Annotated in this window: 20 protein-coding genes; 5 read left to right on the top strand and 15 right to left on the bottom strand. The window is 61.0% G+C overall.

Going from position 1 to position 24,531, the window contains the following annotated elements:
• Positions 1 to 22: 22 nt before the first annotated feature.
• From ACF8FG_RS10940 to ACF8FG_RS10915, 6 genes are all read right to left on the bottom strand, one after another.
• Positions 23 to 1,351, bottom strand: coding sequence for a sigma-54 dependent transcriptional regulator (locus ACF8FG_RS10940; protein WP_010952238.1), 1,329 nt, complete (start codon positions 1,349 to 1,351; stop codon positions 23 to 25).
• The gene (locus tag ACF8FG_RS10935; protein ID WP_019438135.1) at positions 1,348 to 3,252 is read right to left on the bottom strand and encodes an ATP-binding protein; all 1,905 of its coding nucleotides are present in this window, start codon (positions 3,250 to 3,252) and stop codon (positions 1,348 to 1,350) included. Before ACF8FG_RS10935 ends, ACF8FG_RS10940 begins: the two co-directional genes overlap by 4 nt.
• A 68-nt stretch (positions 3,253 to 3,320) precedes the next feature.
• Positions 3,321 to 4,055, bottom strand: coding sequence for an amino acid ABC transporter ATP-binding protein (locus tag ACF8FG_RS10930; protein ID WP_014589904.1), 735 nt, complete (start codon positions 4,053 to 4,055; stop codon positions 3,321 to 3,323).
• Positions 4,052 to 4,723: an amino acid ABC transporter permease gene (locus tag ACF8FG_RS10925; protein ID WP_003254970.1), complete on the bottom strand. Its 672-nt coding sequence runs from the start codon at positions 4,721 to 4,723 to the stop codon at positions 4,052 to 4,054. Before ACF8FG_RS10925 ends, ACF8FG_RS10930 begins: the two co-directional genes overlap by 4 nt.
• Entirely contained in the window at positions 4,724 to 5,470 is a 747-nt protein-coding gene (locus ACF8FG_RS10920; protein ID WP_010952242.1) for an amino acid ABC transporter permease, read from the bottom strand.
• 145 nt (positions 5,471 to 5,615) lie between these two features.
• Entirely contained in the window at positions 5,616 to 6,533 is a 918-nt protein-coding gene (locus ACF8FG_RS10915; protein WP_020190710.1) for a glutamate/aspartate ABC transporter substrate-binding protein, read from the bottom strand.
• 332 nt (positions 6,534 to 6,865) lie between these two features.
• Between ACF8FG_RS10915 and ACF8FG_RS10910 the strand changes: the two genes are divergently transcribed.
• Positions 6,866 to 11,188 (top strand): NEL-type E3 ubiquitin ligase domain-containing protein, encoded by a 4,323-nt coding sequence (locus tag ACF8FG_RS10910; RefSeq protein ID WP_318081857.1) that lies wholly within the window; start codon positions 6,866 to 6,868, stop codon positions 11,186 to 11,188.
• A 27-nt stretch (positions 11,189 to 11,215) separates the two neighbouring features.
• Here ACF8FG_RS10910 and glpD read toward each other — a convergent pair whose 3' ends face one another.
• The 4 genes from glpD to ACF8FG_RS10890 form a co-directional block, all read right to left on the bottom strand.
• Positions 11,216 to 12,754 (bottom strand): glycerol-3-phosphate dehydrogenase, encoded by a 1,539-nt coding sequence (gene glpD, locus ACF8FG_RS10905; RefSeq protein WP_070383523.1) that lies wholly within the window; start codon positions 12,752 to 12,754, stop codon positions 11,216 to 11,218.
• A gap of 220 nt (positions 12,755 to 12,974) precedes the next feature.
• Positions 12,975 to 13,730, bottom strand: a complete 756-nt coding sequence (gene glpR / locus ACF8FG_RS10900; protein WP_003254962.1) for a DNA-binding transcriptional repressor GlpR — start codon at positions 13,728 to 13,730, stop codon at positions 12,975 to 12,977.
• A gap of 101 nt (positions 13,731 to 13,831) precedes the next feature.
• Positions 13,832 to 15,331: a glycerol kinase GlpK gene (gene glpK, locus ACF8FG_RS10895; protein WP_014589908.1), complete on the bottom strand. Its 1,500-nt coding sequence runs from the start codon at positions 15,329 to 15,331 to the stop codon at positions 13,832 to 13,834.
• Positions 15,332 to 15,382: 51 nt separating this feature from the next.
• The gene (locus tag ACF8FG_RS10890; protein ID WP_014589909.1) at positions 15,383 to 16,234 is read right to left on the bottom strand and encodes an MIP/aquaporin family protein; all 852 of its coding nucleotides are present in this window, start codon (positions 16,232 to 16,234) and stop codon (positions 15,383 to 15,385) included.
• A 302-nt stretch (positions 16,235 to 16,536) separates the two neighbouring features.
• On the opposite strand from ACF8FG_RS10890, the gene ybaK reads away from it, so the two are divergent.
• Positions 16,537 to 17,007, top strand: coding sequence for a Cys-tRNA(Pro) deacylase (gene ybaK, locus ACF8FG_RS10885; protein ID WP_003254957.1), 471 nt, complete (start codon positions 16,537 to 16,539; stop codon positions 17,005 to 17,007).
• A 37-nt stretch (positions 17,008 to 17,044) separates the two neighbouring features.
• On the opposite strand, the gene ACF8FG_RS10880 is transcribed toward ybaK, so the two are convergent.
• Together ACF8FG_RS10880 and argF are read right to left on the bottom strand one after the other, a co-directional pair.
• Positions 17,045 to 18,154, bottom strand: coding sequence for an ABC transporter ATP-binding protein (locus tag ACF8FG_RS10880; RefSeq protein ID WP_014589910.1), 1,110 nt, complete (start codon positions 18,152 to 18,154; stop codon positions 17,045 to 17,047).
• A complete protein-coding gene (gene argF / locus ACF8FG_RS10875) occupies positions 18,151 to 19,071 on the bottom strand; it encodes an ornithine carbamoyltransferase (protein WP_014589911.1) in 921 nt (306 codons plus the stop codon). The genes ACF8FG_RS10880 and argF overlap by 4 nt, the downstream gene beginning before the upstream one ends.
• A gap of 373 nt (positions 19,072 to 19,444) precedes the next feature.
• On the opposite strand from argF, the gene ACF8FG_RS10870 reads away from it, so the two are divergent.
• Entirely contained in the window at positions 19,445 to 21,553 is a 2,109-nt protein-coding gene (locus ACF8FG_RS10870; RefSeq protein WP_070383524.1) for a molybdopterin-dependent oxidoreductase, read from the top strand.
• A 91-nt stretch (positions 21,554 to 21,644) separates the two neighbouring features.
• Complete coding sequence (grxD, locus tag ACF8FG_RS10865) at positions 21,645 to 21,980, top strand: Grx4 family monothiol glutaredoxin (protein ID WP_003254949.1); 336 nt, start codon at positions 21,645 to 21,647, stop codon at positions 21,978 to 21,980.
• A 57-nt stretch (positions 21,981 to 22,037) separates the two neighbouring features.
• On the opposite strand, the gene bfr is transcribed toward grxD, so the two are convergent.
• On the bottom strand, positions 22,038 to 22,511 hold the full coding sequence (bfr, locus tag ACF8FG_RS10860; RefSeq protein ID WP_003254948.1) for a bacterioferritin: 474 nt from the start codon (positions 22,509 to 22,511) through the stop codon (positions 22,038 to 22,040).
• A gap of 199 nt (positions 22,512 to 22,710) precedes the next feature.
• On the bottom strand, positions 22,711 to 22,929 hold the full coding sequence (locus ACF8FG_RS10855) for a bacterioferritin-associated ferredoxin (protein ID WP_134697459.1): 219 nt from the start codon (positions 22,927 to 22,929) through the stop codon (positions 22,711 to 22,713).
• 224 nt (positions 22,930 to 23,153) lie between these two features.
• Between ACF8FG_RS10855 and ACF8FG_RS10850 the strand changes: the two genes are divergently transcribed.
• Entirely contained in the window at positions 23,154 to 23,756 is a 603-nt protein-coding gene (locus ACF8FG_RS10850) for a peroxiredoxin (RefSeq protein ID WP_003254945.1), read from the top strand.
• Positions 23,757 to 23,915: 159 nt separating this feature from the next.
• Here the strand turns inward: ACF8FG_RS10850 and rnt are convergent, their stop codons facing one another.
• Positions 23,916 to 24,527, bottom strand: a complete 612-nt coding sequence (gene rnt / locus ACF8FG_RS10845; protein ID WP_010952252.1) for a ribonuclease T — start codon at positions 24,525 to 24,527, stop codon at positions 23,916 to 23,918.
• Between the last annotated feature and the right edge of the window lie 4 nt (positions 24,528 to 24,531).

Below are 24,531 nucleotides of genomic sequence, written 5' to 3'. Positions count from 1 at the left end.
TGTTTTCCAGTTTGGGTTCGAGTCAGGCGAGGCCGTATTTTTTCACTTTGTCGAACAGCGTGGTCTTGGCCATGCCCAGCTCCTGGCTGGCCTGGCTCAGGTTGCCACCCGTGCGTTGCAGGGCATCAGTGAGCAGGTTGCGTTCGAATGCTTCCACCGCCTCGGCAAAAAGCAGGCCTTGGTTGGCACCACCGCTGGGGCCTTTCTTGAACGCTGGCAGGCCGAGGGCATAGCGCTCGGCCACGTTACGCAACTCGCGCACGTTACCCGGCCAGTCATGGGCCATCAGGCGCGACAGGGTCTGGCTGTCCAGTGTCGGTGTTTCGCGGTCGAAGCGCAGGGCCGACTGCTGCAGAAAATGTTCGAACAACTGCAGGATGTCTTCACGGCGCTCACGCAGCGGCGGCAGCTCCAGGGTGACCACGTTCAGCCGGTAATACAGGTCGCTGCGGAACTGGCCGCTCTGGCCCAAGGCATCGAGGTCGGCCTTTGTCGCGGCGATCACCCGGCAATCCACCGGGATGCTCTGGTTCGAGCCCAATCGCTCCAAGGTGCGCTCCTGCAGCACACGCAGCAGCTTGATCTGCAGGTTGATCGGCATGCTCTCCACTTCATCGAGGAACAGCGTGCCGCCATTGGCGTGTTCGATCTTGCCGATGCGGCGTTTGCCGGCACCGGTGAAGGCGTTGGCTTCGTGGCCGAATATCTCGCTCTCAAACAGGTTTTCCGGCAGGCCGCCACAGTTCAGCGCCACGAACGGGTGGCTCTGGCGTCGGCTGAAGTCGTGCAGGCACCGTGCGACCAGCTCTTTGCCGGTGCCGGTCTCGCCTTCGATCAGCACGTTGGCTGAGGTGTCGGCGACGTTGGCGATCAGTTCGCGCAAGTGCTCCATGGCCGGTGAGCGACCAATGATGCGTCCCTCCAGGCTGCTCTGTTCGGCCAGCTGGCGGCGCAGGGCCACCACTTCGCGTGACAGCCCGCGCTGTTCCAGCGCGCGGCGTACCACATCGACCAGGCGCTCGGGGGAGAACGGTTTTTCCATGAAGTCGTAGGCGCCGTTACGCATGGCGCCGACGGCCATGTCGATATCGCCATGGCCAGTGATCAGTACCACCGGCAGGCTGCGGTCACGGGCCTTGAGGCGATTGAGCAGCTCCAGGCCATCAATACCCGGCAAGCGGATATCGCTGACGACAATGCCGGCGAAATCGTCGCCGATGCGTTCCAGCGCCTGTTCGGCGCTGCCTACGCCCTCGCAGGCGATATCCTCCAGGGCCAGCGCCTGCTGGCAGCCGAGCAGCACATGCGGGTCGTCTTCGACGATCAGGACGGTAAGAGGCGCTTGGTTCATGGATGCTCTGCCGATTCGCTAGGGGGTGAAACCAGAGGCAGGGCCAGGACAAAGGCCGTGCCGCCGGTGACGGGATGCTCGACGTTTAGGCTTCCCTTGGCGGCGGCGGCAAGGCTCGCCGACAGGGTCAGGCCCAGGCCCAGGCCATGCTCGCCCGGTTTGGTGGTAAAGAAGGGTTCGAACAGGTGCTTGCGCGCTTCGGGGTCGATACCGTGGCCATTGTCGCGCACCTGCAAACGGTACTTGTCACCCTGCAACTCGCCTTCCAGCCATAGCTCAGGCTGCGGTTGCGCGGCCATGGCGTCAAGGGCATTCCCGATCAGGTTGACCAGAATCTGCTCCAGGCGGGTCTGGTCGATGGCCAGTTGCTGGTCCTCGAACTGGTGGTGCAATTGCAAATGACAGGCACTGATGCGGTTGGCCAGCACCTGCAGGGTGGCCTCTACTGCCTTGGCCAGTGAAGCCTGGCCGCTGTCATCGCCGCGCCGGGCGAACGAGCGCAGGCTGGCGGTGATGCGGCCCATGCGGTCGATCAGGTCATTCATGGTGCGCAGGTTGGTGCTGGCAGTTTCCAGCGCCCCGCGCTCAAGGAAGCGCACCGTATTGCCAGACAAGGTGCGCAGCGCAGCCAAGGGTTGGTTCAGCTCGTGGGCAATGCTGGTAGACATTTGCCCGATGGCGGCCAGCTTACCTGCTTGCACCAGCTCATCCTGGGCGTGGCGCAAGGTCTGCTCGGCATGCCGGCGCTCGCGAATCTGGCCCTTGAGGCGTTCGTTGCTGGCGCGCAGGTCGGCGGTGCGTTCGGCAATCCGTCGCTCCAGCTGGCTGTTGGCCTCTTCAAGGGCTTCGCGGGCCGCCAGGCGGGTGGCGATCACTTTGCGCCGCTCGTTCCAGGCAATGCCGAGGATCGCCAGCAAGGCAAAGGCCACGCCCACCAGAATGCCCTGCACCATGGATTCGCGACGCAGGTCCTGCAGTGGGGTCAGCAGGGTGAAATGCCAGGGTGTGTCGACCAGGCGCCTGGTTTGCGCCAGGTAGGCCACTTCGTGCGGTTTGCCATGAGCGGTTTCGGTGTTGGCAGGGAAGGTCAGTTTTTCCACACCATCGGCCAGGGTTTCCCGGGCCAGAGGCTGCAATTCGTTCAGCGGCCACCAGTAGTACTGCAGGCTTCGCGCCAGGCGCTCCTTGATTTGCGGGGTCAGCGGGCGCACCGACTTAAGCCGCCGTGCCGGGTCGCTGGAGAGAATGATGATGCCATTCTCGTCGCTGACGAACGCCTCCAGGCGGGCACGCTGCCAGCGCTCCTCGAGGGTGTCCAGGCGCACCTTGATCACCGCAACGCCTATGATCTTGCCGTGCTCCTCAAGGCCATGGGCCAGGTAATAGCCAGCCTCGCCAGTGGTACTGCCGATGCCGTAGAAACGCCCGGGCTCGCCGCGCACGGCAGTCTGGAAGTAGGCGCGGAACGACAGGTCTTCACCCAGGAACGAGTCGGCATCGCGCCAGTTGCTGGTGGCCTGTACCCGGCCATTGGTGTCCAGGACGAAGATGGCCCGACTGCGACTGCGACGGTTCAGGCCTTCAAGGTATTCGTTGACCGTCTGGCGTGAGGCGCCGTCCGGGTCGGTGAGCAGGTGCGAGACGCTGTCTTCCAGCTCCAGCAGGCTCGGCAGGTAGGTGTACTTGCTGATTTCGCTTTCGACCGTGCGTGCATGCAGCTCCAGCTGGCGTTCGCCGTTTTCGCTGAGGGTGCGGATACCATTGCTCTCGCTGATCAGGTAGCCAGCCATTCCCAGGCCGACCATCAGCAGGATGATCAGTGGTGGTAACAGCAATTGACGGATCAGGCGGGAATTCACGGCAGGCTTGGCAGGGCGAAGTAGCGAGGGATCGCATTTCATCACAGTGGCCTTGTTACGACCAGCTTCCGCTGCCTGGTGGGTCCCTGGCAGCGGAAGCTGTGGCCGGGTCAGTGCTGCAGGATCTTGCTGAGGAAGTGCTGGGTGCGCTGGTCGCGGGCGCTCTGGTCACCGAAGAACGCTTCCTTGGTGCAGTCTTCGATGATGCTGCCCTTGTCCATGAAGATGACCCGGTTGGCGACTTTGCGGGCAAAGCCCATCTCGTGGGTTACGCACATCATGGTCATGCCTTCGTGGGCCAGTTGCACCATCACGTCCAGTACCTCGCTGACCATTTCCGGGTCCAGTGCGGAGGTGGGTTCGTCGAACAGCATGACGATCGGGTCCATCGCCAGGGCGCGGGCGATTGCCACGCGCTGCTGCTGGCCACCGGAGAGCTGGCCGGGGTGTTTCTTGGCATGGGCACTGAGGCCTACACGCTCGAGCAGCGCCAGGCCCTTCTTGGTAGCTTCCGCCTCGCTGCGGCCCAGCACCTTGCGCTGGGCAATGGTCAGGTTCTCGGTGATGGTCAGGTGCGGGAACAGCTCGAAGTGCTGGAACACCATGCCCACCCGCGAGCGCAGCTTGGGCAGGTTGGTCTTAGGGTCGGCAATCGAAGTGCCATCGACCACGATGTCGCCCTTCTGGAACGGCTCCAGCGCGTTGACGCACTTGATCAGGGTGGACTTGCCCGAGCCCGACGGGCCACAGACCACCACTACCTCACCTTTCTTGACCTCGGTGCTGCAGTCGGTCAGTACCTGGAAGTCGCCGTACCACTTGTTGACGTTCTTGATGGAAATCATACGGTGATCCTTTTTTGCAGGCGCTTGACCAGCCACGAAGCGGAGAAGCTGATGAGGAAGTAGACGACGCCGGCGAAGATCAGGAACTCATGGGAGCGCCCGATGATGTCGCCGTTGGAGCGTGCGGAGTTGAGGAAGTCGACCAGGCCCACGGTGTACACCAGCGAGGTGTCCTGGAACAGGATGATGCTCTGCTGCAGCAGCAGCGGGGTCATCTTGCGGAAGGCCTGGGGCAGGATGATCAGGCGCATGGTCTGCGCGTAGTTCATGCCCAGCGCTTGTGCGGCGCCCATCTGGCCCTTGGAGATCGACTGCACACCGGCGCGTACGATTTCGCAGAAATACGCGGCCTCGAACATCATGAAGGCGACCACGCAGGAGGTGAAGGCACCCACCGGGGTATCTTCGCCGGTGATCCAGCGCAGCACGAACGGTACCGCCAGGTAGAACCAGGTGATCACCAGCAGCAGCGGGATCGAGCGGAAGTAGTTGACGTAGGCGCCGGCCACGTTCGACAGCAGTTTGCTCGACGACAGGCGCATCAGGGCCAGGATGGTGCCCAGCACGATACCGCCGATGACGCCCATGACCATCAGTTTGAGGGTCATGACCATGCCCTCCCAGAGGGCAGGCAGGGCGGGGATGATTTCGCTGAAATCCATTTCCATTTACTTGCCCCCCACGGAAATCAGGCCAGGCACGGCGACTTTCTTCTCGACCATGCGCATGAGCAGCATCAGGCCCATGTTCAGGGTGAAGTAGATCAGCGTGGCCAGGGTGAACGCCTCGAACAGGTTGGCGGAAAACTCTGCGGTCTGTTTGGTCTGCGCGAGCAGCTCCATCAGGCCAATCAGCGACGCCACCGAGGAGTTCTTGAATACGTTGAGGAACTCGGAGGTGAGCGGCGGAATGATGATCCGGTAGGCCTGCGGCAGCAGCACATTGTTGTAGATCTGCGGGAGGCTGAAGCCCATGGCGCGAGCGGCAGCTTCCTGGCCTTTGGGCAGCGCCTGGATACCGGTACGCACTTGCTCACAGACGCGCGCGGCGGTGAACAGGCCCAGGCAGATGACCACGCTGATCAGCGCCGAAGTGGTCGGGTTGAGGTCCTGCTTGAACCATTCCTGCAAGCCTTCTGGCAGCAGGTCCGGCACCAGGAAGTACCAGATGAACAGTTGCACCAGCAGTGGCACGTTGCGGAACAGTTCCACGTAGGCGGTGGCGATACCCGATACCAGGCGGTTCGGTACGGTACGCATGACACCGAGGAGCGACCCCAGCAGCAGCGCGATGATCCAGGCGGTGATGGCGATGGCGATGGTCCAGCCCAGGCCGGTGATGTACCAGTCCAGATAGGTTTCGCTGCCCACGCCGGTGGACTTGAAGAACACGCCCCAGTCCCAGTTGTAATTCATCGGGATTTCCCCTCAGACGGTTGTTTCACGGGCACCTTCGAGCATCCGGGGGCGCAAGGCGCCCACGGATGAAAGGTTAGACACTAATGAGTGGCCTGCAGAATTGATTCGTGCTTGTGAGCACCAGGCCACTATTTACTGAGGATCAGGACTTCTTCTCGTCCGCAGCCTTGTCGGTCGGCTCGGCGATCAGTTTTTTCAGCTCGTCGCTCATCTGGAAGTTGAGGTTCAGACCTTTAGGCGGGATCGGCTGCATGAACCACTTCTCGTAGCTCTTGTTGACTTCGCCCGACTTGAAGTAGGCAACGATGGCGTCGTCGACCGCTTTCTTGAACGCAGCGTCATCCTTGCGCACCATGCAGCCGTAGATTTCGTACGACTGAGGGGTACCGGTGATGACCCAGTCCGCTGGCTTGCGCGCCTTGGCCATTTCACCGGCGAGCAGGGCGTCGTCCATCATGAAGGCCACGGCACGGCCGCTTTCGAGCATGTTGAAGGCTTCACCGTGGTCCTTGGCGGAAATCACGTTCATCTTCATCTGCTTGTCGGCGTTCATCGCCTTGAGGATGCGCTCGGAGGTGGTACCGGCGGTGGTCACCACGTTCTTGCCGGCCAGGTCCGGGAAGTCTTTGTATGCCGGCTGACCATCCTTGACCTTGGTCAACAGGCGGGTACCGACTTCGAAGATGCCGACCGAGAAGCCAACCTGTTGCTGGCGCTCGACGTTGTTGGTGGTGGAGCCGCACTCCAGGTCGACGGTGCCGTTCTGCACCAGCGGAATACGGGTTTGCGAGGTGACCAGGTTGTAACGGACCTTGATGTCCGTGCCCAGTTGCTTTTTCAGCGCGTCGACGACGGCCAGCTGGATGTCATGCGAGTAACCGACGGGCTCGGGTTTGCCGGCCAGGTAGGAAAATGGAATGGAGGAGTCGCGGTGCCCCAGGGTGATGGTGCCCGATTCCTTGATCTTCTTCAGGGTGCCGGTGAGCTCCTCGGCCATGGCCGGCGAAGCGATGACTGCAGCCGCGATGGCTGCGCCCAGCAATTGACGAACGATACGCATCAAATTTTCCTCGACGTGTTTGTTTTTTTTATGGAGCCGTTGGCGGACTCTTCGTTCAACGAATACAGCAAGAAGCGGGTGCATTCGGCTACCAAGTGTAGAGCATGACTCGTGCCAAGCCCTGCTGTCGACCTTAAACCACTGGTATTGCTCGTGCTTGACAGTCTCGACCTCTCTCCGGGGTTCGCCAGGCCGAATAAACAGCGATTGCTCGTTCGGTTATCCGAACGCATGGGCAGCCACCTATCCCGGTATCGCTTGCGGTAACTATGCAGTGCGCGGCAAGGGCTCAGACGTAGTGAGCTTTGCTCTTTGCCTGGAGAGTTCCACAGATGTCACCGCACCTGCTCCCGAACGATTCCATCGATAGCCTGATCGCCCAGAATTTGCCTGGATGGCTAGTCGACCACGCCCAACCGGAAAGGCTCGATGCGTTACGTAATGCCCTGAGTCGCCAGGCGCACTGCAATGCGCGGCTTGGCCCGATCCTCCAGGCCATCCCTTCTTTGCAGGCCTACGCAGCAACGTTGCTCAAAACGAAACTGCGCAAGAGCGGCATCAGCAACCCGGACGTGACGGGTTGGAGTGTACGGGTCTCGCAGCGGTTGTTGCTGCCCAGCGCTTCGCCTGTTCTGCTGCGGCCAACCTATGTTCGCCGCTCCGGGCGATCTCTGCTGGCGGCGGCGCTGCATAATTATCATCGCAAGGAGACGCGCCCCGGGCACATGCTCAAGGGTGAACTCGTCGATGGCGACGGCAAACGCCTGCCAATGAGCTTCCATGCGTTTGCCTCGGCGTGTCGTGAAATAGATGCCGGTGGTAAGTATCAGGCGTTGCTCACCCACCACCTGCAGCCTGAGGATGGCCCCCAGGATGAGCCGGGCCAGGCCATCGCTCGCTTGCACGGGCAGTTCGAGGGGAGTTTCAGGGCCAATTTCGAGGTGGCGATGCGGATCGCTGCGTTCAAAGGCGAAATTGACGAGCGCACGTATTGGTTGCTGTTGCCGCTTATCGCCGAAAAACCGGTGGTGCCTGTGCTGGTTGGCACTGTTGTACCCCGACAGCTGTACCTGCTGGGCCGCCCCATTCAAGGTGTACTGACGCTGGAAGTACGCCCTTCGGCGGATGGCGCAGTAGAGTCGGTGGTGCTTTGGATACCCGGTGACCCACTTGAGCCTGTCTCCCAACACGTCAGCTGGGACGCACTCGACACCTACCTCGGAAAACGTTTTCGGAAGCCGGCATATCGGCGCTTTTTCGCACGCTTCATTACCGAGCGAGAGCGGGTCAATTTCTATCGCGTATTGAACGAACGGGTCGCACAGGCGCAGGCGGCGGGGGTTGAACTTGACGCTCGTTCTGCAACGATCACTGATGCGCCGTTCGCACACCTGCGCCGGCAATTCATCGCCAAGGTCAGGGACGACGCCAAAGTGCTCGCCGTGCCCACCGATGTCGAGGATGATGAAGACCGCGAAGCGCGCATGCGGGGCTACAAAGAACTGGGTATGGACTTGCTGAACGTGGCGGGGTTCTTCGTGCCAGTGCTGGGTGAAGTGTTGCTGGTGGCCAATGCGGTACAGCTGGCTGATGAAGTGTATGAAGGGTACCAAGATTGGCGCATCGGGGATCGCGAAGGGGCGTTGAACCACCTGTTCAACGTTGCCGAAAACGTTGTGGTAGGCGGGATGATCGCCGCCGGCAGCCACATCGCCCAGCGCGCCCTGGAGCGTGTGGCCTTCGTGGATGACTTGGCTCCGGTGTGCCACGCTGCTGGCAAGGTCAAGCTCATGGCCACGGATCTGTCAGGTTACGATGCCCAACCATTGCGTGGCGTCGGCGCGCAGGAATGGCTCTGGCACCTTGATGAGAGGGGTTACAGGGTGATGGAGGATCCGTACGATGGTCGCTCCAGGATCCTGCACCCTCGCCGTCCCAGTGCCTACCGGCCGGTGATCGAACCGAACGGAGCCGGCGGCTGGCGTCATGAACTCGAAGCTCCCCAGAGCTGGGAAGGGCGGGCCCAGCTGGTCCGCCGCTTGAGTACACCGCTGGCAGAGCTACCGGCGCAGGCTTGTGATTACCTGCTGCAGGTGACAGGGCTGAGTGAAGCACAGGTTCGCCGTTTGCACGTGGAGCACATGGGCGCACCTGCACGGTTGCTGGATGCCCTGGAGCTTTACCAGGCCCATGAATTACATCCGGATTTCAGCGCGCCGCAATTGGCGCAGCACGTTGCTGCTCGGCAAGTGCTGCCCAATGGCCTCGAGCGGATAGTGCAGCGCGCTTACCCAGGCCTGTCGGCCCGCTGCACGCGTGAAGTGCTTCAGCAATGCACCGCTGCGCAACTCGATACACTCAGCACCGCACAGAGGATCCCTTTGGCAGTGGCCGAGCGCGCACGATGGTCACTGAGAGAAAGCCGTCTGGACAGGGCGTGCGCCGGTTTACGTCTGCCGCGTTGCGTCAATCCCGACACCGAACGCCTGGCTTTGGGCTTGCTCAAGCGTCAGCTGAAATGGCCGGACACCCTACGCATCGAACTGCGCGAAGGTAGCCCGGGTGGCCGATATCTGGCCGGTATCGGCGCCGAGTCTGCAGAGGATGTACGGTGTATCGTGCGCCGCGGCGACGGCTACCGCTACGCCGGTCAAGGCACATCCGGCCCCTACCTGGCGGCACTGCTGTCTGCGTTGGACGAGACGCAGACTGCCGATCTCGGCGATGCTGCTGTCAGTCCAGGCGCCCTGGGCTCGTTGTTGATCGAGGCCGCTGCCGGTGATCGTACCCAAGCGGCGGAGCTCTGTGGCATGCCCCGTCTGGGCGTTGGCCTGCGACCCCCGACCCGTTTGGGGGATGGGCGTATTGGTTATGTCTTGAGTGGGCGAGGTGAGAGCAGCCGACGTGCCATAGGTCGTGGTATTCACCAAGTGTTTCCGACAATGACTGACGGGGAAGTCCAAGCCTATCTGCTCGACCTCATGGAGCGGCGAGTAGGATTGTGGGAGCATTACAGCCAGCTCACGGATCAGCTGGCGCGTATGCGTCTGAGCCTGCGCCAGTGGCGCCGGGACGCCAGTAATCCGCTCGATGCGCTACGCCGCCGTCAGGTCGCTAGAGCTATACGGCGCAGTTGGCGGCGTAAGATCACCGACCAGGCCGGGGACTACGCGTTGATTATCAACGGCGAGCGTGTCGGTAGCCTGCCCGATTTACCTGAGGGGGTAAGCTTTGATCACGTGCAACGGCTGATCCTCAGAGACCTGCGCCTTGGTGAAATCAGTTGGGACTTCCTGCGGCGTTTTCCCAATCTGGTGGAACTCGACCTGTCCGATAATCGCCTGACTGCGATTCCTCAGGGCATTGAACGGTTGCCCCGCCTGCGGCAGCTTCATCTGGGCAACAACAGGATAGTGATGGATGAGGCCGGTGAGTTGCGTCTTGCCGGGGCGAGGGCGCTGCAGCGCCTGGACCTCAACGACAACCCGTTGGGAAGGGCGCCGGTATTGACAGGCCTGGGCAATCTGCGTGAAGTCAACCTGCGCTCTGCGGCTCTGGAGGCGTTGCCTGAGCGCATTTCGTTTCGTGCCCACGTTGACTTGCGTGACAACAACATCCGCACGCTGCGCCGAGATTTGCACCGGTTGCGCTTGCAGGTGCGCCAGTTGTCCTTGCATGACAATCCACTGAGCGAAGCTGACGCATTGTTGCTCGACGAGGCGCGAGGAGTGACGCCGGGGCAGTGGGGATCAGCATCCGCACGCCATCGTGCAATTGACAGCGATCTGTTAAGTCGTTGGGCCAGCAGTACATCCGGAGCTGAGCGTGATCGCCAGCAGGCGATATGGACAGCGCTACGGGAGGAGCCGCAATCGGACGGATTGTTCAGCTTTCTCGCGGACTTCGTCATTACCGCGGACTTCAATGAGCACCCTGGGCATTACCGCAGTCGTATCTGGCGGATTCTGGAAGCATGCGAACAGCACGAGCAGTTGCGTCAACAGTTGTTTATCGAGGCATCTGGCCAACGCCGCTGTGTAGACCAGTTGCTGATGCTGCTGGAGCAGATGGAACTTGGGGTTTTGGTACTGCGTGCCGTCGAAGATGCCCATGGCAACCAGATGGAAGCCCGGTTGCTGAACTTGGGGCGTAGCTTGTTCAGGCTGGACGAGGTCGACCGCCTCGCTACCCTGCACGTGCAACGCTTGCATGCCGAGCACGCCCCTATTATCGATGAAATTGAGACCAGGCTCTTCTACAGGCAGCGGCTTGCGCGTCCGTTGGGCTTGCCTGTCGAGATCGACGAAATGCATTTCCCGAGTTTTGCGAACGTAACCACCAGTGATCTGCTGCGGGCCCAGGACACGGTCTTGCAGCACGAGTCGGCGGATGCTCTGATTGCCTCGTTGGCACAGCGGCCTTTCTGGGAGCGATACGCGCGGGACTTTCATGCCCAGCGATTTGAAGAGCTGGTGCAACCACTGCACCAGCGCATGGAGGCCCTACAGGCTCAGGTAGATGAGCAAGTGATCAACGAAAGCGAGTTTCTGCAACGCTGTGAAGCACTGAAGACTGATTACGATCGCAGCGAGCGGGCATTGCTGGCGCGTTTGGCGCGTGAAGCCTATGAGCGCTGGGCTAATACGCCCCCTTGACGAATCAAAAAGGCTTCACCGTCGGTATCAGGCTGCGCGGCTATTCGCGCGCACCTTGCGGGCTTGCTGCAGATACGCCTCCAGGGCCATCTGCTCCTGCGCGGTCAGCGACAGGCCCAGCTTGGTGCGACGCCAGATAATGTCAGCGGTTTGCTCTGCCCATTCCTCTTCCAGCAGGTAGTCCACCTCGCGGGTGAACAGCCCGGCACCGATAGCCTGCCCGAGGTCTTCGGGGCCGTGAACGCCATCGAGCAGTCGCCACACACGGCTACCATAGGTGAGCACCCAGCGTTTGGCCAGGTCGACAGGCAACCAGCCGCAACGTGCCAGTACGGCATCGATCAGCGCCTGTACCGTTGTCATGCCCTCTGCGCCCGGCAGTGGCGCACTGGCGGTCCAGGGGGCGCGCATCTGGGTGAAGAAGGGCTTGAGTTCAGCCATGGCCGATTCGGCCAGTTTGCGGTAGGTGGTGAGCTTGCCGCCGAATACCGACAGCAGCGGTGCCTGGCCGGCCTCTGCCGAAAGGGCGAGTGTGTAGTCCCGGGTCACCGCCGAAGGGTTGTCCGACTCGTCGTTGCACAGCGGCCGAACGCCGGAGTAGGTATGCAGGATGTCGGCTTGGCTCAGTTGATGATTGAAGTGCTCGTTGACGACCTTCAACAGGTAATGTGTTTCCTGCTCGGTAATGGCTACCGCGGCCGGGTCGCCGCTGTATTCCCGATCAGTGGTGCCGATCAGGGTAAAGCGGTCCAGGTACGGGATGCAGAAGACAATGCGCTGGTCTTCATTCTGCAGAATGTAGGCATGTTCACCTTCATACAGGCGCGGCACGATAATGTGGCTGCCCTGGATCAGGCGGATGCCGTAAGGCGCATCGAGCTTGAGGTCGTCCTTGATGAAGCTGGCCACCCACGGGCCCGCGGCGTTGACCAGCGCGCGGGCATGGATCGTCTGGAGGCTGCCGTCGGCGTGCTGCAGTTCTACCTGCCACAAGCCCTCTACACGCTCGGCGCGCAAGCAGCGGGTGCGGGTGTGGATATGTGCGCCAAGCTCACGGGCCGCCATGGCGTTGAGTACTACCAGGCGGGCGTCATCGACAGCGCAGTCGGCGTATTCGAAGCCGCGGGTGATTGCCGGCTTCAGCGGGTAGCCCGGACCGAAGCGCAGGCTACGCGAGGCGCCCAGGCGCTTGCGCTTGCCCAGGTGGTCGTAGAGGAACAGGCCGGCGCGGATCATCCATGCAGGGCGCAGGTGCGGGCGGTGCGGCAGCACGAAGCGCATAGGTTTGACGATGTGCGGCGCCTTGGCCAGCAGCACTTCGCGTTCAGCCAAGGCCTCGCGTACAAGACGAAATTCGTAGTGCTCCAGGTAGCGCAGGCCACCGTGAATCAGTTTGCTGCTGGCTGACGACGTGTGTTGGGCCAAGTCGTCTTTTTCGCAAAGGAAGACCTTCAAGCCGCGACCAGCGGCGTCGGCAGCGATGCCCACGCCATTGATGCCACCGCCGATCACGGCAAGGTCATAGCAGTCGGCTGTTGGGAGCTGGGACGAAACTGGCTGGGACACGGGCAAGGCCTCCTGGGGCTGTTCACATCGAATATGAACATTGATGTTCGTTTGCGAAAATATTAGCGCAACGGAAAGCCGGTCGCCAGTCAGTCTCTATAGAAAAAACTGATCAAATGACAATGAAGTGAACATTTACGAAAATTTAGCGGGTACCGCTTGGGTGAGGGGCGCTTGCTCCGCAGACACCAAAAATCTGGCGGCATGCACCCACCAGCCCTCAAACCACCTCAAGCCTGATCTTGTTCTGGTTCAACAATTGGGTAAGGGTTGGGGTCGGTGTCTGGTCGGTCACCAGGCAGTCGACCAGGTCGATCGAGCCCAGGCGCACCATGGCATTGCGCCCGAACTTGCTGGAATCGGCCGCGAGGATCACTTGCCGGGCATTGGCGATGATGGCTTGCGACACCCGCACTTCCTGATAGTCGAAATCGAGCAGGCTGCCATCCTCGTCGATACCGCTGATGCCCACCAGGGCGAAGTCGACCTTGAACTGGTTGATGAAATCGACACTGGCCTGGCCGACCACACCACCATCACGGCGTACCGTGCCACCCGCCACCAGCACTTCGAAATCGTCCTTGGCGGCCAGGATCGCCGCCACGTGCAAGTTGTTGGTGATGACTTTCAGGTGGTTGTGGTTGAGCAGCGCCCGTGCGATCGATTCGGTGGTGGTGCCGATGTTGATGAACAGCGACGCATGGTCGGGAATCTGCCGGGCTACGGCGTCGGCAATGCGCTGCTTTTCGTCACGCATCTGGTCTGCACGCATGGCGTAGGCGGTGTTCTCGATGCTCGAGTCGTAAGCCGCGCCGCCGTGGTAACGGCGCAGCAGGTTGAGCTCGGCAAGCTGGTTGATGTCGCGTCGGATGGTCTGGGGAGTGACAACGAACAGCTGCGCCATTTCCTCGATACTGACATAGCCGCGTTCGCGTACCAGTTCGAGGATTTGTTGTTGGCGGGGGGGCAGATTCATGGGCGGTCCTTTGGGGCTGCCGGACAAATTCTGCAATGATGCCGTAGGAAGGGGATGACGGCCAATAGACGATTGGGGCCGCATGGCGGCCCCAACAGCTATCATGCCTCGTGATCTTCCCAGTCACGGGTACGCTCGACCGCCTTCTTCCAGCCGGCATACAGCTTTTCTTTCTGCGTTTCGTCCAGTTGCGGGCTGAACTCACGCTCGATGATCGCCTTGTCGCGCAGCTCGTCCAGGCCACTCCAGAAGCCACAGGCCAGGCCTGCCAGATAGGCGGCGCCCAGCGCCGTGGTTTCGCGCATCTGCGGCCGCTCCACGCAGGTGCCGAGGATGTCGGCCTGGAACTGCATGAGGAAATTGTTGGCCACGGCACCACCGTCCACGCGCAGTTCGGACAAGCGCTGGCCACAGTCCTGCTGCATGGCGTCGAGGACATCGCGGGTCTGGTAGGCGATGGACTCCAGTGCGGCGCGGATGATGTGGTCCACCTTCACGCCACGTGTCAGGCCGAACAACGCACCACGGGCATACGGGTCCCAGTACGGGGCACCCAGGCCGGTAAAGGCGGGCACCAGGTAAACGCCATTGCTGTCCTTGACCTTGCTGGCGAAATACTCGGTATCCAGGGCGTCGTTGACGATCTTCAGTTCGTCACGCAGCCATTGCACGGTAGAGCCACCATTGAATACCGCGCCTTCCAGTGCATAGGCCACCTCTCCACGCGGGCCGCAGGCAATGGTCGTGAGCAGGCCGTGGGACGACTTCACCGCCTGGTCGCCCGTGTTCATCAACAGGAAGCAGCCGGTGCCGTAGGTATTCTTGGCTTGGCCCGGCTCCACGCACATCTGGCCGAACAGTGCCGATTGCTGGTCGCCGGCGATACCGGCGATGGCTATGCCGCTCTTGGTGTGGCCGTACACTTCCGAGGATGGGCGCACCTCAGGCAGCATCTGCCGCGGGATGCCCAGGATTTCCAGCAGCTTGTCGTCCCACTGCAGGCTGTGGATGTTGAACATCAGTGTGCGCGAGGCGTTGGTGTAGTCGGTGACGTGCACCTTGCCGCCGGTAAATTTCCAGATCAGCCAGGTGTCGATGGTGCCGAACAGCAGTTCGCCACGCTCGGCGCGCTCACGGGCGCCGTCGACATTGTCGAGGATCCACTTCAGCTTGGTGCCGGAGAAATACGGGTCGGTGACCAGGCCGGTGGTTTCACGAATGTAGTTTTCATGGCCGTCACGCTTGAGCTGAGCACAGATCTCGGTGCTGCGGCGGCACTGCCAGACAATGGCGTTGTATACCGGGCGCCCGGTTTCCTTGTCCCACACCACAGTGGTTTCGCGCTGGTTGGTAATGCCCAGCGCGGCAACCTGGGCGTGGCTGATACCCGCCTGGGCCAGGGCCTCGACCATGGTCGCGCTTTGTGTGGCGAAAATCTCCATCGGGTCATGCTCGACCCAGCCCGCCTGCGGGTAATGCTGTGCGAACTCGCGCTGGGAGGTACCCACAACATTGGCGTCACGGTCGAAAATGATCGCCCGCGAACTGGTGGTACCCTGGTCCAGGGCGATGATGTAGTTCTTATCCTGGGTGTCTGTCATGGTCGTAGGCCTTGCAAGAATAGGGGGTCAGGGCTGTGCGTGATGGTGGCATCAATTGGCTTGAGTATCGCCCTGGCGAATGTCATTTGTCTCAGGGGTCGCGGCGGGCGCCATTGGCAGGTTGCGTGCAATCAGGCCGCGGTAGCTCGCTGCCCCCAAGCAGGCGCCAAGGATCGGTGCAAATACCGGAACCAGGAAATAGGGAATATCCCGCCCGCCAGTGAAGGCGATTTCGCCCCAACCGGCCAGGAAGGTCATGAGTTTTGGCCCAAAATCGCGGGCCGGGTTCATCGCAAAGCCAGTCAATGGGCCCATGGCGCTGCCAATCACTGCAATCAGCAGGCCGATCAACAGCGGGGCCATGGCGCCGCGCGGCAGGCCGTTGTTGTCGTCGGTCAGGGCCATGATCACGGCCATCAGAATGGCAGTGATCACCACTTCGACCAGAAACGCCTGGCTGGTAGACAGCGACGGGTGTGGATAGGTGGAGAACACCGAGGCCAGCTCAAGGCTGCCTTCGCTACCGCGCAGCATGGCGTGGGTTTGTTCGAAATCGAAGAACAGGTTGCTGTACAACGTGTAGACCAGTGCTGCGCCACAGAATGCGCCGCATACCTGGGCCAGCATGTAGAAGGGCAGCTTGCGCTTGTCGAACCCTGCGAACAGTGTGAGAGCGATACTCACGGCTGGGTTCAGGTGCGCACCGGAAATACCGGCGGTGAGGTAGATGGCCATGCTGACGCCCACGCCCCAGATGATACTGATTTCCCAAAGCCCGAAGCTGGCCCCGGCAACCTTGAGCGCGGCGACGCAGCCGGTACCGAAGAAGATGAGCAGGGCGGTGCCGAGAAACTCGGCCAGGCATTGGCTGGACAGTGTGGGTTGGCGCAGAGCAGTCGTCATGTATGACCTCGTTTTTTTTGTTGTGAGGCGCGTGGCGCTCGACAGCAAAACCCGGTGTCTATCCCCATTGACCCCGGGTGATGTAGGAAATGCACCTTAAAAGGGCATCGTTTATTCAGAAACGAAAAAATATAGACAAGAAACGCTGATGTCAAAGGTCGAAAGTGAACGGTCAGTCACGATAAGGTCGCTAGAATCAGCTGCTGATCCCTGTACTAGACGCGCTCGATTGCGGTGCGGTGGCTGGGATGTGGGAATTGTCCTAAAGTAGCCGCCGAGTCGTCCCTGACTGGAGCCCTTGCATGACCCCCGCCCTAGACCTGTTGAAGAAGCACCGTGCCGAGCATCGTGTGCACAGTTATGAACATGACCCGAAGTCGGCGTCGTATGGCCTGGAGGCGGCAGAAAAGCTCGGGCTCGACCCGCAACAGGTGTTCAAGACGTTGCTGGCAAGCAGCGAGAAAGGGGAATTGCTGGTAGCGGTGGTGCCCGTGGTGGGGACCTTGGACCTTAAGGCCCTGGCCCATGCTGCTGGGGTGAAGAAGTGCGAGATGGCCGACCCGGCGGCGGCGCAGCGGGCGACCGGTTACCTGGTGGGCGGCATCAGCCCGCTGGGGCAGAAGAAGCGCCTGCGGACCTTTATTGATGACTCGGCGCAGAATTTTGCAACTATCCATGTCAGCGCCGGCAGGCGTGGCCTGGAAGTGGAGCTGGCAGCGGCGGTGCTGGCGGAGTATACGCAGGGCACGTTTGCCGGGATTGGTCGAGGCTGAGAACAGGGGGCCGCCAAGCGGCCCCCTGGCGCTGAAGTCAAGTCGCCGAACTGTATCGACGCACGCCATTCTCCTGGCGTGGCAACTGTGCTGCAACGCTACCCGGTACCGGGAATAGCACGAGGTGATCGGCCTTCACTGCAATCTCCACATTCTCACCGATCTCGTGGTCGTTATGGCTAGGGAAGATCGCTTCCAGCTGGCTACCGGTGGGCAACTGCAGGCGGTAGAGCGTGGATGCCCCAAGGAAACTCTTGCCCACGATGTTCGCCAGGAGCGCGCTGCCAGGTGCATGCACGATATCATCCGGGCGCAGCAGTACATCCACCGAACTGCCCGGCGCCATGATGTAGGCGCGGTTACCGCGCAGCTCACCCACTTCGGTATTGACTGCCTCGTGGCTGCTCATTTGCCCACGGATGAAGTATCCCTGGCCGATGAAACTCGCCACGAATGGCGTCTGCGGTTCGTGGTAAAGGTTATAGGGCGTATCCCACTGTTCCAGGCGGCCTTCCTTGAAGACGCCAACCTGGTCGCTGACGGCAAAGGCTTCTTCCTGGTCATGGGTGACCAGAATGGCGCTGGTACCGCGGCTTTTGAGAATGTCGCGAACCTCATGGCTCAGGCGCCGGCGCAGCTCCACGTCGAGGTTGGAGAACGGCTCGTCAAGCAGCAGCAGCTGCGGCTCGGGCGCCAGCGCCCGGGCCAGGGCGACACGTTGCTGCTGGCCGCCAGACAGCTCATGCGGGTAACGTCCGCCCAGCCCGCCGAGTTTGACCAGCTCCAGCATCTCTTCGATGACGGCGGCCTGGCGTGGGTGTTTGGCGATACCAAAGGCAATGTTCTGCGCCACGGTCAGGTGCGGGAACAGCGCGTAGTCCTGAAATACCATGCCGATGCGGCGCTTTTCCGGAGCCAGGGTGAAGCCAGCCCGGGAAATGACCTCACCGGCCAGGTGGATTTCACCTTCGTGCACCGGCTCGAAACCGGCGATGGCGCGCAGGGTGGTGGTCTTGCCACAACCGGATGAACCCAGCAGGCAACCGATGTCGCCTGCGTTCAGGTGCAGGTTGAGGTTCTGGACGATGCGCTGGTCGCCATAGCCGCAGGCGAGGTTGCGCAGGTTGAGCAGTAGGGGTTGACTCATGCGTGGTGGTAAGCCGGTTCTACAAGGAATTCGAGAAGCGCCTTCTGTGCATGCAGGCGGTTTTCAGCCTCGTCCCAGGCGACCGAACGTGGGTCGTCGAGCAGGTCCTGGCTGATTTCCTCGCCACGATGGGCGGGCAGGCAGTGCATGAAGAGGACATCGGGTGCAGCCAGGTCGAGCAGTTCGCGGGTGACCTGGTAAGGCGCGAAATGCGCCAGGCGCCGTGCAGTTTCCTCCTCCTGACCCATGGAAGTCCAGACATCGGTGACCACCAGGTGTGCATCACGCACAGCTTCCCTGGCATCCCGGATGATCTGCACGCGGTCACCGCCCAGTGCCATGAAGCGTTGATCCGGCTCATAGCCTTCGGGGCAGGCGATGCGCAGCTGGAAATCGAACTGCCTGGCGGCTTCGATATAGGAGTTGCACATGTTGAAGCCATCGCCGATCCAGGTCACGGTCTTGCCCTGAATCGAGCCGCGGTGTTCAACGAAGGTCTGCATGTCGGCCAGCAGTTGGCACGGGTGCGATTCGTCGGACAGGCCGTTGATCACGGGTACGCGCGACTTGGCGGCGAACTCGGTCAGGGTGCTGTGGGCGTGGGTACGGATCATCACCGCATCAACCATGCTCGACAGCACAATGGCGCTGTCACCAATCGGCTCGCCGCGGCCCAGCTGGGTGTCGCGGGGCGACAGGAAGATGGCCTGGCCACCGAGCTGGATCATGCCGGCCTCGAACGACACACGGGTACGGGTCGAGGACTTTTCGAAGATCATGCCCAGTACACGGTTCTTCAGCGGTTCGAACAGCACGCCTCGCTTACGCAGGTCCTTCAGCTCGATGCCGCGGCGGATCACCCCGAGCAATTCGTCGGTGGTGAAGTCCAGCAGGGAGAGAAAGTGCCTAGCGCTCATGAGTGACTACCTTATCTGCAACGGTATGCAGGTCGACCGTATGGTTTTTTTGACAACGGGGGTGACCTGCGGCGTAAGCCGCACGGGGCGGACGAAATAGGGAAAGGCGCAATACTATAAGTAAATGTCGCCTGAAGCCAAGGGGGGAAAAGCGGCGTGATTGCAAAGGGTATTGCAAAGGGTGTCTTTACCCGTTGGCCCGTGCTGTTCTTTATTTGCTACAGACGGTTGTACACGGCTTGCTGGCAATTTGGCAAATGGCTGTCGTGAATCGTGCGCCTGATGTCGGTGGATTCACGCGGCGAAGCGCACTGGCCGCGGGGCGGGGTCGGGCGCATAGTCACTGTTCGACAACAACAAGGCAGAGGCGGCCATGACCAAGACCCTGCATCACCGTGCCTGTCACCTGTGCGAAGCGATCTGCGGGCTCAACATCGAAGTCAGTCATGAGGAGGACGGGCGGGCCCTGATCAGCTCGATCAAGGGCGACCCCCAGGACCCGTTCAGCCGTGGCCATGTCTGCCCCAAGGCCGTGGCGTTGCAGGACATCCAGAACGACCCGGATCGCCTGCGCCAGCCCCACAAGCGAGTCGGTGAGCAATGGCAGGCCATTGGCTGGGATGAGGCTTTCGCACTGGCTGCCGAAAAATTGTGGGCGGTCCAGCAAGCCCATGGGCGCAATGCCGTGGCGGTCTACCAAGGCAACCCGAGTGTGCACAATTACGGCTTGATGACCCACAGCAACTATTTCCTGGGCCTGCTCAAGACCCGTAACCGTTTCTCTGCCACGTCCGTGGACCAGTTGCCCCAACACCTGGTCAGCCACTTGATGTACGGGCATGGGCTGCTGCTGCCGATTCCGGACATCGATCACACGGAGTTCATGCTGATTCTTGGCGGCAACCCGCTGGCCTCCAACGGCAGCATCATGACCGTTCCGGACGTGGAGAAGCGCCTGAAGGCCCTGCGGGCGCGTGGTGGGCGCCTGGTGGTGGTTGACCCGCGGCGTAGCGAAACGGCTGCAATGGCTGACAGCCATTTGTTCATACGCCCTGGTGGTGATGCAGCCCTGTTGTGCGGCTTGCTCAACACATTGTTCGAAGAAGGCCTGGCACGGGGCTCGCACTTGCCGGTTAGCGGCCTGCAGCAGGTGCGCGAGGCCATTGCGCCGTTCAGTGCCGAGGCCGTTAGCGCCCAATGTGGTATTGCTGCAGCGGATATTCGCCAGCTGGCACGCGACTTCGCCGCTGCCGGGCAGGCCGTGTGCTACGGCCGCATGGGTGTCTCGACCCAGGCATTCGGTACCCTTTGCCACTGGCTGGTGCAGCTTGTGAACCTGGTGACCGGCAACCTCGACCGTACAGGCGGCGCGTTGTGCACGGAGCCTGCCGTCGACCTGGTGGCAACCACCTCGGGCGGCCACTTCAACGCCTGGCAGAGCCGTGTGTCGGGCTTGCCCGAGTACGGCGGCGAGCTGCCGGTGGCTGCCCTGGCCGAGGAAATGCAAACACTGGGCGAAGGGCAGGTGCGCGCCCTGGTGACAGTTGCCGGCAACCCTGTGTTGTCCACGCCTAACGGCCGCCAGCTGGATACGGCGCTGGAGGGGTTGGAGTTCATGCTCAGTATCGACCTCTACATCAACGAAACCACCCGCCATGCCGACCTGATCCTGCCCTCCACCTCAGCGCTTGAGAACGACCATTACGACAGCACCTTCAACCTGCTGGCAGTGCGCAATGTCACGCGCTTCAACCGGGCGATCCTGCCCAAGCCGGAGGGAGCATTGCATGACTGGGAAATCTTCGTCGGCCTGGCCCAGGCTTTTGCCAAGCGTGCCGAGTTGGAGTTGAAGCAGACCTGGTCGCCTGCGCAGATGATTGATCAAGCCCTGCGCAAAGGGCGCTATGGTGAAGCTACGCCTTGGCGGCTCTCCCTGGCAACCCTGGACGATCACCCGCACGGGCTTGACCTGGGGCCGTTACGCAGCAACCTCGCCGGGCGCCTGGCGACTGCCAGCAAGGCTGTCGAAGCCGCCCCCCAGGTTTTACTGGACGACCTGCACCGCCTGGCGCAAATGACGCCCCCGGTGCCGGGCGAACTGCTGCTGATCGGGCGCCGCCATGTGCGCAGCAACAACTCGTGGATGCACAACTTCCATCGCCTGGTGAAAGGCAAGCCACGGCATCAGTTGTTGATGCACCCGCAAGACTTGCAGCAGCGGCAACTGCAGGATGGCCAGCGCGTGCGCATACGTTCGCGTACCGGCTCACTGGAGGTCGAGGTGCAGGCCTGCGAGGACATGATGCCCGGTGTGGTCAGCTTGCCCCATGGTTATGGTCATGGTCGTCAGGGCGTGCACATGCAGATCGCCCAGGCGCAACCCGGCGTGAGTGCCAATGACCTGACCGATGAGCGCTTTCGGGACCAGGTTTCCGGAAACGCTGCACTCAATGGCGTACCCGTGCAGGTCGAGGCCGCTTGAGGAACGGCAAGGCCGAGCACTGCGCTCGGCTTTCCGATACAATGCGACACCGTGCCGACGACTGTGTCGGATAGTTCAGCCGAGGTGCTACATGGATATCATCGAAACGATCAAAGAGCAGATTGCCAACAACACCATTCTGCTTTACATGAAAGGCTCGCCGAATGCTCCGCAGTGCGGCTTCTCTGCGCGTGCATCGCAGGCCGTGATGGGTTGTGGCGAAAAGTTCGCCTACGTCGACATCCTGCAGAACCCGGAAATTCGCGCCAACCTGCCAAAATACGCCAACTGGCCGACCTTCCCGCAACTGTGGGTAGCCGGTGAGCTGGTTGGCGGCAGCGACATCATGCTGGAAATGTTCGAGAAGGGTGAGCTGCAAACCCTGATCAAGGAAGCGGCTGCCAAGGCCAAGGCTTCTGAAGCCTGATCTTCCGGCAAGCATGAAAAAACCCGCTGATCGCGGGTTTTTTCATGGGGCGAATATTTACTCTTCGCCCATCTGCGACTGCAGGTAGTTCTCGATACCGATCTTGTCGATCAGCCCCAGTTGGGTTTCCAGCCAGTCGATGTGTTCTTCCTCGGACTCGAGGATATCTTCGAGCACGTCACGCGAGCCGAAGTCGCCAGCGGTTTCACAGTGGGCGATGGCGGCCTTCAGGTCGACCAGGCCTTGCTGTTCAATCTTCAGGTCGCACTCGAGCATTTCCTTGGTGTGCTCGCCGATCAGCAGTTTGCCCAGGTCCTGAACGTTAGGAATACCCTCGAGGAACAAAATACGCTTGATCAGCTTGTCAGCGTGCTTCATTTCATCGATGGATTCTTTGTACTCGTGCTTGCCGAGTTTGTTCAGCCCCCAATCTTCGTACATGCGTGCGTGCAGGAAGTACTGGTTGATCGCGACCAGCTCGTTTCCGAGGATCTTGTTGAGATGCTGGATGACGCTTACGTCGCCTTTCATGTCGGGTTCCTGCCCTGTAGAAGTGTGTCAATCCACTGAAGTTTGAGCCCGATACTTAGGTGTGTCAAACCTAAGTTCTTGAATAATAAGTGAAAATTAATAGGAATAAGAATGTTTGTGAACCGCGTTGCAACGCTAACTTGTTGAATTTCGGGCATAAAAAAACCGGACACCAGGTCCGGTTCTTGAAATTCTGCGTTCAGGCAGCGGTAAATTCGACGGCGTAGGGCAGGGCTGCCTGACTGACCTGAAGCTCGGTCAGGGTCTCGCGGACCACTTGCTTGGCCACGCAGGCGCATTTCCCACACTGGCTGGCGACATTGGTGGCGGCTCGCACTTCCTTGTAACTGCAGCATCCTTCATAGATCGCATCGCGGATCTGTCCGTCGGTAACGCCGACACAAAGACACACATACATAAGGGCTGACCATCGCTTGTTGGGTCGATGGGTTGGAGCTTAATGGTAATGAGAATGCTTGTCAAAGATCTTTCTGAGAGGGCTGTGCTTGAGTGACCGGTGGTCGCTTTGTCGACGGAGTCGGCCTGTCATGAGAAGCCGTGTATGATGGTCGGCCTTTGTTGGATGTCGGGCAAGCCCGTCTGGCCCGGCAAACGGTTTTTCACCCTCATCAGGAGATTACAATGAGCGTACTCGTTGGTAAGAAAGCCCCCGATTTCACCGTTCCGGCCGTGCTGGGCAATGGCGAGATCGTCGATAGCTTTAACCTGGCCTCGGCCATCAAGGGCAAGTACGGCCTGGTGTTCTTCTACCCGCTGGACTTCACCTTCGTCTGCCCGTCCGAGCTGATCGCCCTGGACAACCGCATCCCTGACTTCCAGGCGCGCAACGTGGAAGTGATCGGTGTATCGATCGACTCGCACTTCACCCACAACGCCTGGCGTAACACCCCGGTCAACAACGGCGGCATCGGTCAGGTGAAGTACACCCTGGCTGCCGACATGACCCACGAAATCTGCAAAGCCTACGACGTTGAGTCCGAAGGCGGCGTGGCCTTCCGTGGTGCCTTCCTGATCGATACCAACGGTGTTGTCCGTTCGCAGATCGTCAACGACCTGCCACTGGGCCGTAACATGGACGAGCTGCTGCGTCTGGTTGACGCTCTGCAGTTCCACGAAGAGCACGGCGAAGTCTGCCCTGCCAACTGGAAAAAAGGCGACAAGGGCATGAACGCTTCGCCTGAAGGCGTTGCTGCCTACCTGAGCGAGAACGCTGGCAAGCTGTAATTGCTGCGTGCATGAAAAAACCGGCCTTCGTGGCCGGTTTTTTTATGCCTTTCTGTGCCGGGCTCTTCGCGGGCGCGCCCGCTCCCACCGATTCTCTGCATGCCTGAAGGCAAAGGTGAACCTGTGGAAGCGGGCGTGCCCGCGAATGCCTTTGGCAGGTCAATCGTTGAAATCGCGCCAGCCGCCCATTTCTTTCCAGCGGTTGACGATGCCGCAGAACAGCTCAGCGGTTTTCTCGGTGTCATAACGTGCCGAGTGCGCCTCACGCCCGTCGAAGTCGATGTCAGCGCTCTGGCAGGCCCGCGCCAGCACGGTCTGGCCATACGCCAGGCCCGCCAGGGTGGCGGTGTCGAAGCTGGAGAACGGGTGGAACGGATTGCGCTTCAGGTCATTGCGCGCCACTGCTGCATTGAGGAAACCCAGGTCGAAACTGCTGTTGTGGCCGACCAGAATCGCCCGCTTGCAGCCGTTGGCCTTGAGTGCCTTGCGCACGCCACGGAAGATGTCGGTCATCGCGCTTTCCTCGCTGACCGCCATGCGCAGCGGGTGGTCCAGCTTGATCCCGGTGAACTCAAGCGCGGCCGGCTCGATGTTGGCGCCCTCGAACGGCTCCACTCGGTGGAAGTAGGTGTGTTCGGGGAACAGGAAGCCTTTCTCGTCCATGCCGATGGTGACGGCGGCAATTTCCAGCAATGCATCGGTAGCGCTGTTGAAACCACCGGTTTCAACATCCACCACGACCGGCAGATAGCCGCGGAAGCGCTCGGCCATCGGG

It is taken from the genome of Pseudomonas sp. YQ_6, from assembly GCF_043103245.1.
In the GTDB taxonomy this organism is placed as follows: domain Bacteria; phylum Pseudomonadota; class Gammaproteobacteria; order Pseudomonadales; family Pseudomonadaceae; genus Aquipseudomonas; species Aquipseudomonas alloputida.
The sequence above is the reverse complement of the archived record's forward strand: the minus strand, read 5'-3'. Positions and strand labels throughout refer to the sequence as shown.

Excerpts from the sequence above, each read along its gene's own strand:
- ACF8FG_RS10870 (WP_070383524.1), top strand. The coding sequence starts at position 19,445 with ATGACCAAGACCCTGCATCACCGTGCCTGTCACCTGTGCGAAGCGATC.
- ACF8FG_RS10920 (WP_010952242.1), bottom strand. The coding sequence starts at position 5,470 with ATGAATTACAACTGGGACTGGGGCGTGTTCTTCAAGTCCACCGGCGTG.
- grxD (WP_003254949.1), top strand. The coding sequence starts at position 21,645 with ATGGATATCATCGAAACGATCAAAGAGCAGATTGCCAACAACACCATT.
- ACF8FG_RS10915 (WP_020190710.1), bottom strand. The coding sequence starts at position 6,533 with ATGCGTATCGTTCGTCAATTGCTGGGCGCAGCCATCGCGGCTGCAGTC.
- rnt (WP_010952252.1), bottom strand. The coding sequence starts at position 24,527 with ATGGCCGAGCGCTTCCGCGGCTATCTGCCGGTCGTGGTGGATGTTGAA.
- ACF8FG_RS10880 (WP_014589910.1), bottom strand. The coding sequence starts at position 18,154 with ATGAGTCAACCCCTACTGCTCAACCTGCGCAACCTCGCCTGCGGCTAT.
- ACF8FG_RS10910 (WP_318081857.1), top strand. The coding sequence starts at position 6,866 with ATGTCACCGCACCTGCTCCCGAACGATTCCATCGATAGCCTGATCGCC.
- ybaK (WP_003254957.1), top strand. The coding sequence starts at position 16,537 with ATGACCCCCGCCCTAGACCTGTTGAAGAAGCACCGTGCCGAGCATCGT.
- ACF8FG_RS10890 (WP_014589909.1), bottom strand. The coding sequence starts at position 16,234 with ATGACGACTGCTCTGCGCCAACCCACACTGTCCAGCCAATGCCTGGCC.
- ACF8FG_RS10850 (WP_003254945.1), top strand. The coding sequence starts at position 23,154 with ATGAGCGTACTCGTTGGTAAGAAAGCCCCCGATTTCACCGTTCCGGCC.
- ACF8FG_RS10940 (WP_010952238.1), bottom strand. The coding sequence starts at position 1,351 with ATGAACCAAGCGCCTCTTACCGTCCTGATCGTCGAAGACGACCCGCAT.
- argF (WP_014589911.1), bottom strand. The coding sequence starts at position 19,071 with ATGAGCGCTAGGCACTTTCTCTCCCTGCTGGACTTCACCACCGACGAA.
- ACF8FG_RS10855 (WP_134697459.1), bottom strand. The coding sequence starts at position 22,929 with ATGTATGTGTGTCTTTGTGTCGGCGTTACCGACGGACAGATCCGCGAT.
- ACF8FG_RS10925 (WP_003254970.1), bottom strand. The coding sequence starts at position 4,723 with ATGGAAATGGATTTCAGCGAAATCATCCCCGCCCTGCCTGCCCTCTGG.
- glpR (WP_003254962.1), bottom strand. The coding sequence starts at position 13,730 with ATGAATCTGCCCCCCCGCCAACAACAAATCCTCGAACTGGTACGCGAA.
- ACF8FG_RS10930 (WP_014589904.1), bottom strand. The coding sequence starts at position 4,055 with ATGATTTCCATCAAGAACGTCAACAAGTGGTACGGCGACTTCCAGGTA.
- glpK (WP_014589908.1), bottom strand. The coding sequence starts at position 15,331 with ATGACAGACACCCAGGATAAGAACTACATCATCGCCCTGGACCAGGGT.
- bfr (WP_003254948.1), bottom strand. The coding sequence starts at position 22,511 with ATGAAAGGCGACGTAAGCGTCATCCAGCATCTCAACAAGATCCTCGGA.
- ACF8FG_RS10935 (WP_019438135.1), bottom strand. The coding sequence starts at position 3,252 with ATGAAATGCGATCCCTCGCTACTTCGCCCTGCCAAGCCTGCCGTGAAT.